The following is a 16975-nucleotide window of genomic DNA, read 5'->3' on the forward strand; positions in this document are numbered from 1 at the left end:
GCATGGCCGTGCCCGCCGCCCCCGTCGACGTCTGCCTGGATGGTGCGCGTGTCGCGCACGCCAGCGGCGCCGTGCGCGCCCCGCTGGCGCTGCGTGCCGGCCGTATCGCCGCGGCGGTCACGTCGGCAGCGCTGCATCTCGATCTGCCGGGCCACCTGGTGCTGCCCGGCTTGATCAACGCCCACGAGCATCTGCACGTCAATGCGGTGCCGCCGTTGCCGCAGACCGCACCATTCGCCAACAGCTACGCCTGGATCGACGCGTTCGCCGCACATTTCCGCACGCCGGCGGTGGCGGCCGCATTGGCCCTGCCCAAGCAGCTGCGGCTGCGTCATGGCGGGTTGAAGAACCTGCTGGCCGGGGTGACCTGCGTGGCGCACCACGATCCCTGGCATGCCGCGCTGGATGCGGCCGACTTCCCGGTGGCGTTGCTGCGCGACTTCGGTTGGAGCTACACCTTGCACGGCCCCGACTACGGGCCGCCGCTACTCCAGAGCTTCACCGCGGCAGCCGCCGCCGGCTGGCCGTGGATGATCCATCTGGCCGAAGGCACAGACGCGGTGGCCGCCGGCGAACTCGCCGAACTGGAGCGGCGCGGCTATCTGGCCGACAACACGGTGCTGATCCACGGTGTGGGCCTCAGTGCGAACGACGTCGCCCGCGTGCTCGCCCGCGGCGCAGCGGTGGTCTGGTGCCCGAGCAGCAACCTGACTTTGCTCGGGCGCACCCTGGACCCGCAGCGCCTGAATGCGGCCGGACGCCTGGCACTGGGCAGCGACGCGCGAGTCAGCGGCGGCCGCGACCTGCTGGACGACCTGCGCCTGGCCGCCACCCACGGCCTGGATGCGAGCCAGGCACTGGCCCTGGCCACCACCGCCGCGGCCGACATCCTGCGCTTGCCGGATCGCGGGCATCTGGCGCCGGGCGCACACGCCGATCTGCTGATCGTCGCCGACCGTGGCGGCGCGCCTGCCAACAGCCTGGTCGGGCTGCCGCGCAGCGCATTGCGCGCGGTCGTGCGCGACGGGCGGCCGCGGATCGCCGATCCCGATTTCGCCGCGTGGTTCGCTGCCGCCGGCGTGGACACGGTGCCGGTGACGCTGGACGGCGCGCCTAAGCTACTGGCCGCGGAGCTGGCCGAGCCAGCGCTGCTCGCGCTCGAGCCCGGCTTGGAACTTCGCGTTGCGCCACCGCGTTCACACACGACACACCTGTCGCAGGAATGCCCCGCATGAGCGCCGTTCCGACTCTCGATCCGCTCGCCGCCTACGCGCTGTGGGCGGAAAGCTACCCGGCGCAGGCGCACAACCCGGTAATGCAGGCCGAACAGCGCGCCATGCTGGCCTTGCTGCCGCCGTCGTTGCGCGGCCAGCACGTGCTCGATGCCGGCTGCGGAAGCGGCCGCTACCTGCTGCATGCGCTGCAGCGCGGCGCCGAGCATGTCACCGGCGTGGACCTGTCGCCGCAGATGCTGGCGCGTGCCGCGCAGGAACTGGCCGATGTCGAGGCCGGCCGCTGCACGCTACGCGAGGGCAGCCTGGAGGCCTTGCCGCTGGCCGACGCCAGCGTCGACCTGAGCCTGTGCGCGCTGGCGCTGGGGCATCTGCCGCAGCTCGGGCCGGCCCTGGCAGAATTGCGCCGGGTCACCCGGCCCGGCGGCTGGGTGCTGTGCAGCGACGTGCATCCGATCGGCCCGGCGCTGGGCTGGCGCCGCGATTTCAAGGCCGGTGGCCAGCGCTACGCGGTGCGCCACACCCAGCACCTGTACAGCCACTGGCACGCCGCCTGCGCCGCGCTCGGGCTGGCCATCGATGCGGTCAGCGAACCGCTGCTCGACCCGGCGGACATTCCCGCCGGCGCCCATTTCGATCCCGTCGCATTGCAGGTGCCGGTGGCCCTGGTGCTGCGCCTGCGGCGCCTGCCGTGACCTCCGCCCTGCGTTCGCCCGGCATGTCCTCCACACCCAACACGCTGCTGGTCAATCCCACCATCACCAAGCCGTCCAGCGCCCGCTTCCCGCTGTCGCTGCTGAACCTGGCGGCGGCGCTGGACCGTCACGGAGACAGCCGCATCATCGACGGCAACGTCGATCGCGACTTCATCGAGCGCAGCCTGCAGGCGCTGCAGGAGCAACGCTACGATGCGGTCGGCATCAGCGTGATGGGCGGGCCGCAGCTGGCGCCGTCGATCGCGCTGTCGCAGGCCATCCGCGGGCGCTTCCCGGCACTGCCGATCATCTGGGGCGGCTATTTCCCCACGCTGTACCCGGACACCGCGCTGGCGGCACCGTACGTGGACTATGCGATCCGCGCGCAGGGCGAGGACACCCTGCCGGAACTGCTGGCCGCGTTGCGCGGCGAAGGGCCGACGCTGGCGCAGATCGACGGGCTGTCCTGGAAGCAGGACGGGATGGTGGTGCACAACCGCAATCGCGCCTTCCAGCGCGGCGATGCGCTGCCGTCGCTCCCCTACGAGAAGCTCGGCGAGCCGCGCCGCTACCTCGGCCGCACCTTCCTCGGCCAGCGCACCGCCTCGCACCAAGCCGCGCTGGGTTGCCGCTTCCGCTGCACGTTTTGCGGGGTGGCGGCGATGTTCGGCGGCGCCACCGCCTTGCCCACCGCGGCGCGCCTGGAGCGCGAGCTGGGCTATCTGAAATACGGCCTGGGCGCCGATTCGATCCAGTTCTTCGACCACAATTTTTTCGATCGCGAAGCCGACATGATCCCGCTGCTGGAGGTGATGGCGAAGCTGGAACTGCCGTGGTGGTGCTACGCCCGCGCCGACGCGCTGCTCAACCTGTCCGAGAGCACCTGGAAGCTGGTGCGCAAGAGCCGCCTGCGCATGGCCTACATCGGCGCCGAGTCGCCGAGCGGGGCGATGCTCAAGGAGATCCGCAAGGGCACGCGGCCGGACCAGACGCTGGAAGTGGCCGAGCTGTGCCGGCGCAACGGGGTGATCCCGGAACTGTCGTTCATGGTCGCGCCGCCGCAGGACAGCGAACGCGAGACCGAGCAGACCTTCGAGTTCATCCGCGAGCTGAAGCGGATCAACCCGCAGTCGGAAATCATCGTCTACGTGTACACCCCGCTGCCGGAGAGCAGCCGCCACGAGAAGGACCGCGGCCGCCGCGCCGGCACGCCCTTGCTCGATCGCGACGGCGTGCCGGTGCAGTTCCCGCGCACGCCGGAGGAGTGGGCGCAGCCGCAGTGGGTGGACTACGCCTGCCACGCCGATGCGCCCTGGCTCAGCGATGCGCTACGCCAGCGCATCCGCGATTTCGTTACCGTGCTCGGCTGCCGCTATCCCACCGCGCAGGATCAGCGCTCGCCGGGCTGGGCCAAGCGCGGGCTCAGCGCGCTGGCCGCCTGGCGCTACCGCTATCGGCGCTACGACCTGCCGTGGGAGCTGAACCTGGCCAACCGGCTGGTGCGTCTGCACCGGCCGCAGGTGTCCGGGATCTGAGCATGGCCGGCAACGTCGCCCGCGCCGTGCATGCCGTGCAGCTCAACTTCGTGCCACTGCCGGACGGGGTGACGCCGGAGCAGGCGTTCGCGCTGTGGCCATCGCTGGCCGACATCGCCGAGGCGGTAGCCAGCGCCGGCACCCGCGTGTCGGTGATCCAGGCCGCCGCGGTCGATGCGCAGCTGCAGCGCAACGGGGTCGACTATCACTTCGTGCGCCGTGCCGACGCCGGGCGCCGGCGCCATCTGCGCCGCATCGCCGCCTTGCTGGCCGAGCTCGACGTCGATGTGGTGCACGTGCACGGCCTGCAGTTCGCGCGCGAGGCGGCGATGCTGGCGCGCTGGCGACCGTCGCGGCCGATCCTGCTGCAGGACCACGCCAACCGCCCGCCGCGCTGGTGGCGGCGACCGCAGTGGCGGCGCTGGTACGCGGCCGCCAGCGGCATCGCCTTCACCTCGCTGGACCTGGCGCGTGGCTTCGTCGGCGCCGGGCTGTTCGCCGGGTCCACGCGCCTGTTCGCCATTCCCGAATCCAGTTGTCGCTTCAGTCCCGGCGAGCGCACTCAGGCGCGCCGCGACAGCGGACTGCACGGCGCGCCCTGCGTGCTGTGGGTCGGCCATCTGAGCGAGGGCAAGGATCCGCTCACCGTGCTCGATGGCGTGGCCATCGCTAGCGCGACGTTGCCAGGGCTGCAGTTGTTCTGCGCGTTCGGCGATGCACCGCTGCTGCCGGTGGTGCAACAGCGCATCCAGGCCGATCCGCGGCTGGCCGGCCGCGTGCACCTGCTGGGCCGGGTGGAGCACGCGCAGATCCAGACCCTGATGCGTGCAGCCGACCTGTTCGTGTCCGCCAGCCTGGCCGAGAGCTGCGGCTACGCCGCGCTGGAGGCCTATGCCTGCGGCGCGGTGCCGGTGCTGACCGACATCCCGGCGTTCCGTGCGCTCAGCGATGGCGGCCGGGTCGGCATGCTGTGGCCGTGCGGCGATGCCGAGCGCCTGGCGGCCGCGCTGGTGCAGGCGTCGCGCGGCGGGCCGTCGCGGGCGTTGGTGCGCGCGCATTTCGATGCGCAGCTGTCGTTCGCGGCGGTCGGCCGGCGTTGGGCGCGTGCCTATGCGCACCTGCTCGACGCCGCGCCGCGGAGCGCGTTATGAAGCTGGCGCTGGTGGTGCCGGGCGGCGTCGATCGCAGCGGCGAATACCGGGTGATCCCGGCGTTCCTGAGCCTGATCGAGCGGCTGGCGCGCGCGCACGAGCTGCATGTGTTCGTGCTGCATCAGGAGCCGTTGCCGGCGCAATGGGATCTGCTGGGGGCGCGCATTCACAACATCGGCGCGGTGCGCACGCGCTGGCGCGCGATCGCGGCGATCCGCGCCGAACACCGCCGCGCGCCGTTCGACCTGGTGCAGTCGCTGTTCTCCGGCCACTGCAGCCTGATCGCGGTGGCGGCGGCGCGCTGGCTGCGGCGCCCGAGCCTGGTGCACATCGCCGGCGGCGAACTCGTCGCCCTGCACGCGATCGATTACGGCGGCCGGCGCAAATGGCAGGGGCGGCTGCGCGAGGCGCTGGTGTTGCGCCTGGCGAGTGCAGTGACCGCGGCCAGTGCGCCTATTCTCGACAGCCTGCGGGCGCTGGGCATCGCCGCCGAACGCGTGCCGTTGGGCGTTGACCTGCGCGCCTGGCCGCCACGCGCGCCGCGTGCGCGCGGCGACGGGCCGGCGCGGCTGCTGCACGTGGCCAGCCTCAATCCGGTCAAGGACCAGACGACCCTGCTGCGCGCCCTCGCGGCGCTGGCCCGCGCCGGGGTCGACTTCCGCATCGACCTGGTCGGGGTGGACACGCTCGACGGCGCGATGCAGCGTTTGGTGGCCACACTGGGGCTGAGCGAGCGCGTGCGCTTCCTCGGCTTCAAGACTCAGCGCGACCTGCGGCCGCTGGTGGAGGCGGCGGATCTGCTGGTGCTGTCGTCGCTGCACGAAGCCGGGCCGCTGGTCTTGCTGGAAGCGGCGGTGGCCGGGGTACCGACGGTAGGCACCGCGGTCGGGCATCTGCAGGAGTGGGCGCCATCGGCGGCGCTGGCGGTACCGGTGGGCGACTGGGCCGGGCTGGCCGATGCGCTGCGTCAGGTGCTCGGTGACGACGAACTGCGCCTGCGGCTGGCCTGGGCGGCGCAATGCCGCGCCGTGCGGGAGGACGCAGACTGCAGCGTGCGCGGCTTCACCGCGCTGTACCAGCGCCTGTGTGCACCGCGCAGCGCCGATGGCCGGCGCGTGGCGCAGGATGGCTGACGCGCAGTGCGGCATTGGGACAACACGCTTTCGCGACAATCGCGTTGTATCGGCTCGTCTTGTAGGAGCGGCTTCAGCCGCGACAGCCATTCGCGGTGACGCGTGTCGCGGCTGAAGCCGCTCCTACAACGGCCGTTCACCGCGCTGTCCAGTGACGGCGTGCGTCAGTCCGACGAAACCGCGTAACCCTGCAGCGCCGTCCGCACCGCATACAGCGTGTCCATTCGCGGTACCGGATGCAGCAGCCGTTGCAGTATCCGGCGCCGCTGCGGCAGGCGCACCCAGTCCTGGCCCTGCAACCACAATTGCGTGCGGATCATCTCGGCGCGTTCCTGCCGGCTTTCCGCCGAGGGCTGCAAGCGCTGGCGCAGATAGTCGAGCACCTCGCGGCCCGAGCGCGCCCATTCGATGCCCGGCAGTGCCGGCAGCCACAGCTGCGAGCAGGACGCCGCGGTCAGGTCCAATCCTCGCACGCGCAGCCGCAGCAGCGGCGGGCACTGCGCGCGCAGTTGCTGCAGGACCGCCGATGGAATCGCAGTGCGGTAGTAGCGCAGCATCAACCGCAGCGGTGGCCACGCCCACCAGGCATCGGAGCCGATCAGCACCTGCCAGTCGCTGGCGCGCATGTGCGGCGCCAGCAGGGCAAGGTCGTGCAGGTGCATCAACCGCAGGCTGCGGCTGCACAGTCCGCCGGCCGCGTGCAGCAGCAGGTGGCGCATCAGCGCGCCGTTGCTCGGGTAAGCGTTCAGGCCGGGCGTGCCGTCGCGCGGCAGCAGCTCGGTGCCGAGATCGACAGTGCGCAATGGCAGGCGTTCCTGGATGCGCACGTGCAGTTCGATGTTGATCGGCGTGTCGCGGTGCTCGCCCAGGCCGCCAACCGCCTGTGCCTGTGCCGGTCGGAAGGTCTGGTGCTTCCACTGCGCGAACTCGGCCACGTAGCCCAGCGCGCCCAGCAGCGTCGCAGCGCGCTCGGCGTCCTCGGGACGCACCAGCAGGTCGATGTCCGCCATCGGCCGATCGCCGGGCCGATACAGGCCCAGCGCATGCAGCGCCGCCCCCTTCAGCGGCACGATCGCCAGGCCGGCGGTCTGCGCCAGGGCGTCGATCCGCTGCAGCAGGGCGGCGATGCGCTGGTAGCGCTGCGCCACGTGCTCGCGCTGTCCGTCGAGGAACGTGCGCCAGGCCCGGTCCGGCCACTGCGTGCGCTGGCTCAGCAGTGGCGCCACGCCGTGCGCGACCGCTGCCGCCGCCGCCAGTTGCCAATGCAGGCCACGCCAGTCCGGCATCGGCGCGCCCGGGCGCGCCAACTCGTGCGCCAGGGTCTCGGTCGCCCGGCGCAGGCCACGACCGATGCGCCGCAGCGGCAGGTGCGCCGGCGTTGCCGCGGATGCCGTTGCCGGCAGATCGGCCGCCACGGCCGGGGACGCCGGCGTCGCCAGGTCGTTCATGCGCGTTGCACCAACGGGATGCGCCGGCTGCCGGCGGCGGCGACTGCCTTGGCTGCCGGCGCGGGCAGTGCTTCGGTCCGATGCTGCGCCTCGCGCGCGATCAGCGCATCCCAGTCCGCTTCCAGCGTCGCCCGGTCCTGCGCGTGCAGCGGTGCCGGAGACGCATCCTCGCGACATTGCAGGTCCACCTGCCGGTGCAGCAGGTCGCGCACCTGGCGGTAGAACGCCGAGTCGTAGGCGCCGCGGAACATCATCGCCAGGTCGTCGCTGTCCTGCCAATGCGTCTTGCGCCCGAGCTGGTCCTTCACCTGCTGGTAGAACACGGTGCCGGGCAGGGGGTAGGACACGCTGACGCCGATGTCGTCCGGGCGCGCCTGCGCCACCAGCCGGCGCGTGGCGAGGATGTCGTCCAGTTGCTCGTCCAGGTAGCCCAACTGCAGGAAGAAGCCGACGCGGATGCCCTGCGCGCCCAGCCGCTGGCGCGCGGCAATCACGCCCTCCACATCGGTGCCCTTGGTCATCTTGTCGAGGATGCGCTGGCTGCCGCTCTCCGCGCCGATCCAGGCCTCGCGGCAGCCGGCCCGTGCTAGGGCCGCGGCCATGCGCTCGCTGCACAGGTCGGCGCGGGTCTGGATCGTGAAAGGCACGGCACCATCGGCGGCGGCCAGTGCGTCGGCGAAGTCCTCCACCCAGTCGACGTGGAAGCCGAAGATGTCGTCGGCCATCCACACGTGGTCGGGCGCGAAGCTGCGCTTGAGCTGGATCATTTCCGCGGCCACGTCCTGTGCCTCTCGCCGCTTGTAGTGGTTGCCCCAGATCGGCTTGGCGCACCAGTTGCAGCGAAACGGGCAACCGCGCGAGGCGGCCATGTTCAGGCTGAAATGGCCGTGCCGCTGCTGCCAGAACACACGATAGCGCGCGATGTCGAGCAGGTCCCAGGCGGCGGTGACCGACAGCCGCGGATCCGGCGGCCGCGCGCCGATCTGCGCGCGCCGGAGTTGCGGCGCCACGGCGCTGGCCACCTCGGCGATGCCGGCCACCCAGCGCGCCGGCGCGATGTCCGGTTCCGCCTGCAGGCGCGCCACCAGTTCCAGCAAGGCCGCGATGCCTTCGCCGATCAGCACCGCGTCGGCACCGGCGGCAAGAAACGCGTCCGGGTGATCCGACGCATCGGAGCCGGCGACGATCACCCGGCTGCCGCTGGCGCGCGCTTTGGCGATCATCCGGCACGCGGCCTCGCGCATCCGGCTCAGGCACATCTTGGTGAGGAAGTTGAAGTTGTCCTCGTAGAACACCACCAGGTCCGGCCGCTGCGTGCGGACGGCCTGGTCGTAGTCCTCCACGCCCTCGGCCAGCATCGCGTCGAACAGCGTCACCGCGTGGCCGTGCTGTCGCAGCAGCGCCGCCACCTGCAGCGTGGCCAGCGGCGGATAGGGCTTGCCACGCTCCCACTGCTTGGGGTCGTAGCGCAGGAAGTAGGCGTGGCTGACCTGGATCTTGAGCATCGGCGAAAGGTCTCGTTCGGCGCCGCGGGGGGAGGGCGCATGCAGCGATGGCCGCGCGCAGGTGGCCGTGGCGGTAGGTGCCGGGGCTGTGCCGTTTGGTTGCGCGAAAGACCGGCGTTCGCCCGCGCAACCTTCGGCCACGGCAGGCGCACTCACGCTGCATCCACCCAAGCGACTCTTCTCCGATGCAGCGATCGACCGCGCGTGTTCTGGACGTGGAACCAGGCGACCACGCCGCACCTGTCGTCGCCGCTGGCGGCCCGTGCGATCCGTTCCACACCCAGCTGCGCCGCCCGCACACGCTCAGCAAGCAACTGCTCGGCGGCCGCTTCCACTTCGAGAGCAACAGCCCGGCCCTGCTGGCGCTGGTAGAGGCCGCCTTCGGCGCGGTGCCGGCGCACCGCCTGCCGGAGAGCGCTGCGTTCCGTATCGAGCTGACCCTGGTGGACCGCGGCGAGGCCCCGTACGCACTGGCGATGGAGCCGCCGCCGGTGCAGACCCATTCCGGCGCCGGCGTCCTGAGTGGGGTGATCGATGCGCACAACTACGTGGTGCTGGTGCCCGAGCAGGGCAGGGCGCTGCTGGTGGTGTCCGAGGACATGCTCGCCCACGCTTACCACGTGCGTTACGAACTGATCGAATTCGCCGTGTTCGTGCTCGCCGCGCGCGGCATGCAGCTGGTGCCGCTGCACGGCGCCTGCGTTGGCCGCGACGGCCGCGGCGTGCTGCTGCTCGGCGGCAGCGGCGCCGGCAAATCCACCCTGGCCCTGCACAGCCTGCTGCGCGGGCTGGAGTTCCTCGCCGAGGACGCCCTGTTCGTCGCCCCGCAATCCCTGCTCGCCACCGGCATCGGCAATTTCCTGCATCTGCGGCCGGAACTGCTGCGCCTGCTCGACCCGCAGACCCGCGTCTGGATCGCCGCGGCGCCGATGATTCGCCGCCGCAGCGGTGCGCTCAAGCACGAGGTGGACATCCGTCACGGCGAGGGACGCCTGGCACCGGCGCCGTTGCGGCTGGTCGCGGCCGTCTTCGTGTCGGCCACCATCGCGACCGATCCGCAGCGACTGCTGCAGCCTGTGCCCGACGCCGACGTGGCGGCGCGCCTGGCTGCGGACCAACCCTACGCCGCGGGCCAGCCGCACTGGCCCTTGTTCGCCCGCCAGTTGCAGCGGCTGGGCGTGTACGAACTACAGCGCGGCCCACATCCGGAGGCCTCGGTCGATGCGCTGCAGACGCTGCTGGCCTGACGATCCGCGCCGCGCGACGAAGGCAGCGATGCGCACCGCTGGCGCGTGCCGATGAGCGCGCGCCCGGATCCGGCCTCGCACTTGCTGCGCGCCTTCGTCGCCGTGCTCGGCCGTGGCGAGCGCCTGCGCATCGCCTGGTACGTGCTGCTGTCGCTGCTCGGTGCGCTCGCCGGTGCGCTCGCCGCGGTCGCGCTGGTGCCGTTGGTGCAACCGGGGCATGTGCTGACCCTGGCTGGGCACGCCTTGCCGTTGCCGAACGGCTTCCTCGCACAGACCCTGCTGTTCGTCGCCGCCAGCAGCGGCTTCGCCCTGCTGCGCTGGTGGGGCACGCGCCTGGCCGCGGACCTGGCCAGCCGTCACGCGCTGGACCTGCGCCGCCAGGTGCATGCGCGCCTGCTGCAGGCGCCGCTGCCGGCGCTGGCCGACGCCAGCTCGGCGGAAATCGCCAACCTGCTCACCTACAACGTCGAGATCGTGGTGCAGGGCTTCAGCGCGCTGTTGCAGTTGCTGGTGGCGGCGATCACCGCGGCGGTGAGCCTGGCCGCCGCGTTCCTGGTCTCGCCCATGCTGGTGCTGGCGCTGCCGCCGCTGCTGGCGCTGGGCCTGCTCGCCTTCCGCATCGCCGGCCACGAACAGGCCCGGGTCAGCCGCGAGTACGTCGCCGACATGACCCGCCTGTTCTGGCTCAGCGAGGACTTCCCGCGGCGCCTGCGCCACGTGCGCTCGTTCGCACGCGAGGCGCGCGAGCAGGAAGCCTACGAGGCGATCGCCGGCCGGCTGGCGCATGGCTATGCGCGGCAGCAGGCGCTGGTGGCCTCCGGTCGCTTGGTGCTGGAACTGGCGGCTGTGGCCGCCATCGCCGCGATCATGCTGCTGGCCGGGGTGTGGCATGGCATCGACCGCGGCGCGCTGATCACCGTCGGCCTGCTGCTGGGGCGGCTGCTGCCGTACCTGGTCTCGACCCGACAGAGCGTGCAGCAACTGCGCTCGGCCGCACCGGCGCTGGACCTATGGCAGCGCTACGTGGCGCTCGGCGCGCCATCGCCCGCGATGCAGACCGCGGTGGCAGCGCCGTCCGCTGCAGCGGACGACGCGACGTCGCCAGCACCGATCCAGATCGAGCGCATCGGCCTGGCACCGCCGCTGGCCGCGGTCGCCTTGAACGATTTGGTTCTGGCACCAGGGACCCTGACCCTGATCAGCGGCGCGTCCGGGGTCGGCAAGAGCAGCCTGATGGACGCGCTGGCAGGCATGGTCGCGCCTCCGCAGTTCGCGGCCCACTGCGACGGCCGCGCGCTCGACTTCGCCGGCTATCGCGCCGCGCTGCAGCCCTTGGCCTATGTCGCCCAGGGCGTGCGGCCCTGGCAGCACAGCGTGCGGCACTGCCTGGCCTGGGCGGCGCCAGCCGCGAGCGAGGCGGCAATGTGGGAAGCGCTGCGCGACGTCGGCCTAGCCGCACGCCTGCAGGGCGGCGCCGGCCTGGACACCGCCGCACACGGCGCCGGCGCGCGCCTGTCCGGCGGCGAACTGCAGCGGTTGCTGCTGGCCCAGGTGCTGCTGCGGCAACCGCGCGTGGCCTTGCTCGACGAAGCCACCAGCGCGCTCGACGCCGTCGCCGAACAGCAGGTTCTGAGCACGTTGCGGCGCCGCCTGCCGCAGACGGCGCTGGTGGCGGTTTCGCATCGGCTCGGCCTGTCTGCCATCGCCGACCAGTGCGTGATGGTGCAACGCGCCGCGTTCGCTCCGTTGCTGCTGGCAGACCGGGCTTCCTGAGCCGACCGCACTCCGTTGAGATCGCTTTTGTCGCGGCGCCATCCTTCTTTCAGCCCGCTACAACGCTCCATCTCTTCGCGACAGTCAATCGCGGGTTTGCTTGCCACAGAAAAACAAAACCCCGCAAGCGGGGTTTTGTTGTCAAGCGAAGGCACGACGAACCGCGTTCAACCCTGCGGAAGATCGCACTTCATCTTTCCGTCCACGTAGTAAGGCTTCGGCACGTCCGGATTCTGGCTGGTCTTCTCGAACACCACCTCGAACGAGTTGGGGTCCGGCTTGCCCTTGCGTTCGGTGCAGGCATCCTGCAACTTCTTCTTGACCGCGGCGATGCCGGCGTCGCGGTTGGCACCGTCGGCGCTGTTGGTGAGATTGGCGACCTCGGCGAAGGCGGGCGCGGCGAGGCCCAGCAAGCTTCCTGCGAACACGAGTGCGTGCAGCTTCTTCATGGCGTCTCCTTGTGTGTGGGTGTCCGTACGCAATTGGAGGCGTGCGTCGCGGCGCATGCGGCAATGCCTGGCGCAGCGGGCGCCTTCCAGCGCGGGGCTAGGATAGGGAGCGCTGGTTAAGACTTCGTAGGGATCGGCGCGCAAGACCGTCGCAGCAGCATCCGAAAGGTCAACGCAGCGCATTGACGCGGCGCTGTGTCTTCGGGCCGAGCGCATGCTTTGACACGCGCCGGCCCGCCCACGGACGCACACGCCGCGCAGGACGACTCAGCGACTACTCGGTACGCGGCGCCTCGTAGTTCTGCCCAGGCTGCAGCGCGGTGACGTAGGGGCCGTTCCAGTCGCGGTCGAAGATGCGCGTCAACGTCTCGGCCGGGTCCTTGCCCTTGACGAATACCGAGGCGTCCACCGCCGTGTTGAAGTAGCTCCATTCCCAGTTGCCGGTGCCGATGACGCTGCTGCGGTCGTCGGCCACCGCGTACTTGGCATGCTCGACCCGCGCGTACGGAATGAAGCCCTGCGGCGCCGGCGGCAGGCGGCTGAACTTCACCGTGATATTGGGCAGCGCAGCCAGGCTCTTCAGGTACGCCTGCATCGGTTCGCGCAGCGCCCAGTCGGCGACGATGATGTGCACCTGTACGCCGCGCGCGGCGGCGTCGCGGATGGCGCCGTCGACCGGCGCCCACCAGCCCTTGGGCCCGAAGCTGCGGATCGCCGAGAGCGTCATCACCTGGATGCGTAGCGCATGCTGGCTGGCGCGGATCATCTCGACCAGCGCCGGCTCTTCGGCAGTGACCCAGGCCGGCTGCAGCGCCGGCGGGCTGAAGGCGGGGAAGGCGATCAGCGGCGCGTCGCTATGAGCATCCAGCAGCACCGGGTCGGTGGCGGTGACCGGTGCGAAGTCCGGCGGCTGCACGCCGCGCGCCTGCGCCTTGGCCAGATTGCCTTCTTCGGCCAGGCGCCAGCTGTAGTCGAAACTGGCGGCGAAGGTCTTGGCGAAGCGCGCGTCGTCGATGCGCGCGCCGATCTCGTGGATCTGCTCCAGCGCCCGCCAGTCCCAGTTCTGGCTGCCGACGAACACGCTGGCATCGTCGACGATCATGTACTTGGCGTGCAGCACGCCGGCGGTCAGCGTGTCGACCGGCAGCACCCGCACGGTGATGCCCGGCACCTTGCCCAACCAGGCGACGCTGTCCGGGTTCTTGGCCAGGAAGGTATGGTCGACCAGCAGGTGCACCGCCACGCCGGCGCGGGCGCGGGCGGCCAGCGCGTCCAGCACTGGGGTCAGTCCGGTGCCGGGCTTCTCGGAGATATAGAACGCGGCGATGTCGATGCGCCGCCTGGCACCGTTGATCATCGCCAGCCAGGTCTGCTGGGTGCGCGGCACCCCGGGCTCGCCGTAGACGCTGGCCTCGGGCACGCTCTCGACGATCTGGAACTGTGAGGGCTGCGGCCGGGCCTCGGCGCCGGTGGCTGCCGACAGCAGCAGGCAGGTCAGGGCGACGGACAGGAAGCGGCGCGCGGGATGCGCGCTGGCGATGGAAGCGAGAGGCACGTTGGGTGTCCTTGCGGGAGCGTGGGAAGTGGATGCCGGCGGCGATGCGCGTGCATGCTACCGGCAGCCGTCGTAGCTTGGCAGCCTGCTTTGCAACGCACGTGTCAGTGAGATGGTTCCGGCGAAGTTGGCGTTCCCGCCCAGGGGCGTCAGCGCATCAGAGTAGAGCGCGCAGCCGATGTGTGCGCCGGCCGCCGCCGACCTCGATCGCTTGACGAATCACTGCCCTCATTGGGATCAGCGCATCGTCATGCCGCGCCGCGCCGCGTTCAGCACGTCCGGCCGTGCGGCGTTCGCAGAAGGAATGCATCGCCGTCCAGCGGCACCAGCGACTGCGTCCTGCCGCGCGAGAGGGTTCATGCGCGACCGTCGGCGGATGCGGCCTGTGCCTGCGCGAACCACTGCAGCACCTGCTGGCGATGCAGCTCGCCCCAGCAGCGCACGAACTGCTGAGTGTGGTGGTCGCTGGGGTCGTTGAGGGCGGCAATGCGTTGCGCGATGTAGGCAGGCTCCAGTCGCAGGCCGCAGTCGACCTCGATGCAGTGGCGCCAGGCGGTGTAGCTGTCGGGAACGATGGAAGACGACATGGAGGTTCCTTGAAGTTCGGCGCCGTGCATCGCAGGCCCGGCCTCCGAAGCGAGGCGGCGATGGCCGGATGCGAACCGCGGCTGACTGACGGTAGCAACAGGCTTGCGCCGACGTTCGATTGCTCAATAATGTTATAGTGTAACTCAACCGATGCGCTGCATATGCGACCTGGCATTCCCCTGATCCTGTTGCTCCTCTCCGCCAGTTCGCCATCTGCCGCTGCGATCCGCCACCATGGCCCGCACGTGCACGGCCAGGCCAACCTGGAGGTCGCCGTCGACGGCACCGCCGTGGACGTGCAACTCAGTGCGCCCGGCATCGGCATCCTCGACTTCGAACATCCCGCACGCGACGCCAACGAGCGTCAGCGGCTGCAAGCTGCGGTCGCCACCTTGCGCGCTGCCGGCTGGTTGCAGTTCCCGGTCGCGGCGGCGTGTTCGCTGCGCCGTGCGCAGGTCACCACCGAGGGCTACGACGTGGCGATGGCCGATCCGGACGAACCGGGCCACAGCCATGCCGAATTCCACGCCCACTACACCTTCGACTGCGCGCGGCCGGCGCGGCTCGATCACCTGCAGGTATTGCTGCCGCAGCGTTTCCCGGGGCTGCACACAGCGGTAGTGGACGTCGCCACCGCCGCCGGCCAGGGCCGCACCGAGGTGGTGGCCGGGCAGGCCCGGGTGACGCTGCCGCAATGAGCCAGCCGCATGTGGTCGAACTGAGCGAGGTCCGCTTCGGATATCCCGGCGCCACTGCGCCGGTCCTGGACATCGCGGCGTTCGCGCTCCCGCGCGGGCAGCAGTTGCTGCTGCGCGGCGCCAGCGGATCGGGCAAGAGCACCTTGCTGGCGTTGATCGCCGGCGTGCTGCAGCCCACGGCCGGCTGCGTGCGCGTGGCCGGGCAGGACCTGGCGGCCTTGCGCAAGGCCGCGCGCGACCGCTTCCGTGCCGACCACTGCGGCGTGGTGTTCCAGCAATTCAACCTGCTGCCGTTCCTGAGCACCCGCGACAACATCGCGCTGGGCCTGCAGTTCTCCGCACGCCGCGGTCGATTGGCGGCGGGCACGCAGGCGCTGGACACGGAGATCGAGCGGCTGATGGTCGCGCTGGGCCTGGACGTGGCGGCGCTGTGGTCGCGCCCGGCCGCGCGCCTCAGCGTCGGCCAGCAGCAACGCGTGGCCGCGGCGCGTGCGTTGATCGCGCGGCCGCCCTTGCTGCTCGCCGACGAACCCACCTCCGCGCTCGACCCGGTCGCGGCACAGGCCTTCCTGCAATTGCTGTTCGCCGAGTGCCGGCAGGGCGGCACCAGTTCGATCGTGGTCAGCCACGATCCGTCGATCGCACCGCTGTTCGACGCCCAGGCCGACCTGGCCACACTCAACCGCGCCAACGCCGGAGGTGCGCGATGACGCTGTTGACGCTGGCGCTGGCCAGCCTGCGCAGCCGGCGCCTGGGCGTGGCATTGACGATACTGGTGATCACCCTGAGCGTGACGCTGCTGCTGGGCGTGGAGCGCATCCGCACACAGGCGCATGAAGGCTTCGCCAGCACCGTGTCGGGCACCGACCTGATCGTCGGCGCGCGCTCGGGTCCGGTGAACCTGCTGCTGTATTCGGTGTTCCACATCGGCGACGCCACCAACAACGTCTCGTGGCAGAGTTACCAGGACCTGAGCGCGATGCCCGAGGTGAAGTGGGCGGTGCCGCTGTCGCTGGGCGATTCCTACCGGGGCTACCGCGTGGTCGGCACCAGCACCGGATTCTTCGAGCACTACCACTACGGTGCCAAGCATCCGCTGGCGTTCGCGCAAGGCAGGGCGTTCGACGACCTCTACGATGCGGTGATCGGCGCCGACGTCGCTGCCGCGCTCGACCGCCACCTCGGCGACGAGATCGTGCTGACCCATGGCACCGGTCGGATCAGCCTGGCCACCCATGCCGACAAACCGTTCCGGATCGTCGGCATCCTGCGTCGCACCGGCACGCCGGTGGACTCGAGCGTGCTGGTCTCGCTGCAGGCGATCGAGGCGATCCATATCGACTGGCACTTCGGTGTGCGCCTGCCGGGCCAGCACGTCAGCGCCGCGCAGGCGCGGGCGATGGACCTGACCCCGGACACCATCACTGCCTTCATGCTCGGCCTGAAGACCCGCATCGCCACCTTCTCGGTGCAGCGGCGGATCAACGAGTACCCGGAGGAAGCGATGCTGGCAATCATGCCAGGCGTCACCCTCCAACAGCTGTGGGGCACGCTGGGCACGGCCGAAGGCGCCTTGCGCATGATCGCCTCGCTGGTGGTGCTGCTCGGCCTGGTGTCGATGGTCGCGCTGCTGGTGGCCACGCTGCAGGAGCGCCGGCGCGAGATGGCGATCCTGCGCGCGGTCGGCGCACGACCGCGCGACATCGCCTGGCTGCTGCTGTTCGAGGCCGGCCTGGTCACCGTGGTGTCGTGCGCGCTGGCGTTGTCGGTGGTAACGGCGGCCAGCTGGCTGGCGCGCGGCTGGGTGCTCGATCATTTCGGCCTGGCGATCAACCGCATCGCGCCCAGCGCGGCGGAATGGGGCTGGCTCGGCTGCGTGTTGCTGGCCGGGGTGCTCGCCGGCATCGTGCCGGCCCTGCTGGCCTATCGCCGCACCCTGGCCGATGGCCTCTCGCCGGACTTGTGA

The 16975-nt window shown here is 70.9% G+C and carries 15 protein-coding genes; 10 read left to right on the forward strand and 5 right to left on the reverse strand.

Annotated features, from left to right (window positions below; translation table 11 throughout):
- Window positions 1-2: 2 nt before the first annotated feature.
- From RAB71_RS11125 to RAB71_RS11145, 5 genes are read left to right on the forward strand one after another with little or no spacing between them, the layout of a single operon-like run.
- A complete protein-coding gene (locus RAB71_RS11125; protein WP_010341683.1) occupies window positions 3-1235 on the forward strand; it encodes an amidohydrolase family protein in 1233 nt (410 codons plus the stop codon).
- Window positions 1232-1927, forward strand: coding sequence for a class I SAM-dependent methyltransferase (locus RAB71_RS11130; RefSeq protein WP_010341682.1), 696 nt, complete (start codon window positions 1232-1234; stop codon window positions 1925-1927). Before RAB71_RS11125 ends, RAB71_RS11130 begins: the two co-directional genes overlap by 4 nt.
- A gap of 23 nt (window positions 1928-1950) precedes the next feature.
- Entirely contained in the window at window positions 1951-3462 is a 1512-nt protein-coding gene (locus RAB71_RS11135; RefSeq protein ID WP_029561917.1) for a B12-binding domain-containing radical SAM protein, read from the forward strand.
- Between the two features lie 2 nt (window positions 3463-3464).
- Window positions 3465-4613, forward strand: a complete 1149-nt coding sequence (locus RAB71_RS11140) for a glycosyltransferase family 4 protein (RefSeq protein ID WP_010341679.1) — start codon at window positions 3465-3467, stop codon at window positions 4611-4613.
- On the forward strand, window positions 4610-5746 hold the full coding sequence (locus tag RAB71_RS11145; protein WP_010341678.1) for a glycosyltransferase family 4 protein: 1137 nt from the start codon (window positions 4610-4612) through the stop codon (window positions 5744-5746). Before RAB71_RS11140 ends, RAB71_RS11145 begins: the two co-directional genes overlap by 4 nt.
- Before the next feature lie 164 nt (window positions 5747-5910).
- Here the strand turns inward: RAB71_RS11145 and RAB71_RS11150 are convergent, their stop codons facing one another.
- Entirely contained in the window at window positions 5911-7194 is a 1284-nt protein-coding gene (locus RAB71_RS11150) for a nucleotidyltransferase family protein (RefSeq protein WP_010340368.1), read from the reverse strand.
- The gene (locus tag RAB71_RS11155; protein WP_010340369.1) at window positions 7191-8699 is read right to left on the reverse strand and encodes a B12-binding domain-containing radical SAM protein; all 1509 of its coding nucleotides are present in this window, start codon (window positions 8697-8699) and stop codon (window positions 7191-7193) included. Before RAB71_RS11155 ends, RAB71_RS11150 begins: the two co-directional genes overlap by 4 nt.
- 185 nt (window positions 8700-8884) lie before the next feature.
- Here RAB71_RS11155 and RAB71_RS11160 point away from each other — a divergent pair, with 185 nt between their 5' ends.
- Complete coding sequence (locus tag RAB71_RS11160) at window positions 8885-9946, forward strand: hypothetical protein (RefSeq protein WP_010340370.1); 1062 nt, start codon at window positions 8885-8887, stop codon at window positions 9944-9946.
- A 51-nt stretch (window positions 9947-9997) separates the two neighbouring features.
- Window positions 9998-11719, forward strand: a complete 1722-nt coding sequence (locus tag RAB71_RS11165) for an ABC transporter ATP-binding protein (RefSeq protein WP_010340371.1) — start codon at window positions 9998-10000, stop codon at window positions 11717-11719.
- 167 nt (window positions 11720-11886) lie between these two features.
- On the opposite strand, the gene RAB71_RS11170 is transcribed toward RAB71_RS11165, so the two are convergent.
- From RAB71_RS11170 to RAB71_RS11180, 3 genes are all read right to left on the reverse strand, one after another.
- Window positions 11887-12168: a hypothetical protein gene (locus RAB71_RS11170; protein WP_010340372.1), complete on the reverse strand. Its 282-nt coding sequence runs from the start codon at window positions 12166-12168 to the stop codon at window positions 11887-11889.
- Between the two features lie 274 nt (window positions 12169-12442).
- Window positions 12443-13723 carry a phospholipase D-like domain-containing protein gene (locus tag RAB71_RS11175; protein ID WP_010340373.1) on the reverse strand — a complete coding sequence of 427 codons (1281 nt, stop codon included), beginning with the start codon at window positions 13721-13723 and terminating at the stop codon, window positions 12443-12445.
- Between the two features lie 356 nt (window positions 13724-14079).
- A complete protein-coding gene (locus tag RAB71_RS11180; RefSeq protein WP_010340374.1) occupies window positions 14080-14310 on the reverse strand; it encodes a hypothetical protein in 231 nt (76 codons plus the stop codon).
- Between the two features lie 189 nt (window positions 14311-14499).
- Between RAB71_RS11180 and RAB71_RS11185 the strand changes: the two genes are divergently transcribed.
- From RAB71_RS11185 to RAB71_RS11195, 3 genes are read left to right on the forward strand one after another with little or no spacing between them, the layout of a single operon-like run.
- Window positions 14500-15009 carry a DUF2796 domain-containing protein gene (locus RAB71_RS11185; protein WP_050946516.1) on the forward strand — a complete coding sequence of 170 codons (510 nt, stop codon included), beginning with the start codon at window positions 14500-14502 and terminating at the stop codon, window positions 15007-15009.
- Window positions 15006-15719, forward strand: a complete 714-nt coding sequence (locus RAB71_RS11190; protein WP_010340376.1) for an ATP-binding cassette domain-containing protein — start codon at window positions 15006-15008, stop codon at window positions 15717-15719. The genes RAB71_RS11185 and RAB71_RS11190 overlap by 4 nt, the downstream gene beginning before the upstream one ends.
- Before the next feature lie 2 nt (window positions 15720-15721).
- Complete coding sequence (locus RAB71_RS11195) at window positions 15722-16975, forward strand: FtsX-like permease family protein (RefSeq protein ID WP_199774604.1); 1254 nt, start codon at window positions 15722-15724, stop codon at window positions 16973-16975.

This window comes from Xanthomonas sacchari, assembly GCF_040529065.1.
GTDB lineage: Bacteria > Pseudomonadota > Gammaproteobacteria > Xanthomonadales > Xanthomonadaceae > Xanthomonas_A > Xanthomonas_A sacchari.

Bases quoted from the DNA above. Each gene is read 5' to 3' on its own strand.
- RAB71_RS11130 (WP_010341682.1), top strand. From the start codon at position 1,232: ATGAGCGCCGTTCCGACTCTCGATCCGCTCGCCGCCTACGCGCTGTGG.
- RAB71_RS11145 (WP_010341678.1), top strand. From the start codon at position 4,610: ATGAAGCTGGCGCTGGTGGTGCCGGGCGGCGTCGATCGCAGCGGCGAA.
- RAB71_RS11125 (WP_010341683.1), top strand. From the start codon at position 3: ATGGCCGTGCCCGCCGCCCCCGTCGACGTCTGCCTGGATGGTGCGCGT.
- RAB71_RS11135 (WP_029561917.1), top strand. From the start codon at position 1,951: ATGTCCTCCACACCCAACACGCTGCTGGTCAATCCCACCATCACCAAG.
- RAB71_RS11180 (WP_010340374.1), bottom strand. From the start codon at position 14,310: ATGTCGTCTTCCATCGTTCCCGACAGCTACACCGCCTGGCGCCACTGC.
- RAB71_RS11190 (WP_010340376.1), top strand. From the start codon at position 15,006: ATGAGCCAGCCGCATGTGGTCGAACTGAGCGAGGTCCGCTTCGGATAT.
- RAB71_RS11155 (WP_010340369.1), bottom strand. From the start codon at position 8,699: ATGCTCAAGATCCAGGTCAGCCACGCCTACTTCCTGCGCTACGACCCC.
- RAB71_RS11150 (WP_010340368.1), bottom strand. From the start codon at position 7,194: ATGAACGACCTGGCGACGCCGGCGTCCCCGGCCGTGGCGGCCGATCTG.
- RAB71_RS11140 (WP_010341679.1), top strand. From the start codon at position 3,465: ATGGCCGGCAACGTCGCCCGCGCCGTGCATGCCGTGCAGCTCAACTTC.
- RAB71_RS11165 (WP_010340371.1), top strand. From the start codon at position 9,998: ATGAGCGCGCGCCCGGATCCGGCCTCGCACTTGCTGCGCGCCTTCGTC.
- RAB71_RS11170 (WP_010340372.1), bottom strand. From the start codon at position 12,168: ATGAAGAAGCTGCACGCACTCGTGTTCGCAGGAAGCTTGCTGGGCCTC.
- RAB71_RS11160 (WP_010340370.1), top strand. From the start codon at position 8,885: ATGCAGCGATCGACCGCGCGTGTTCTGGACGTGGAACCAGGCGACCAC.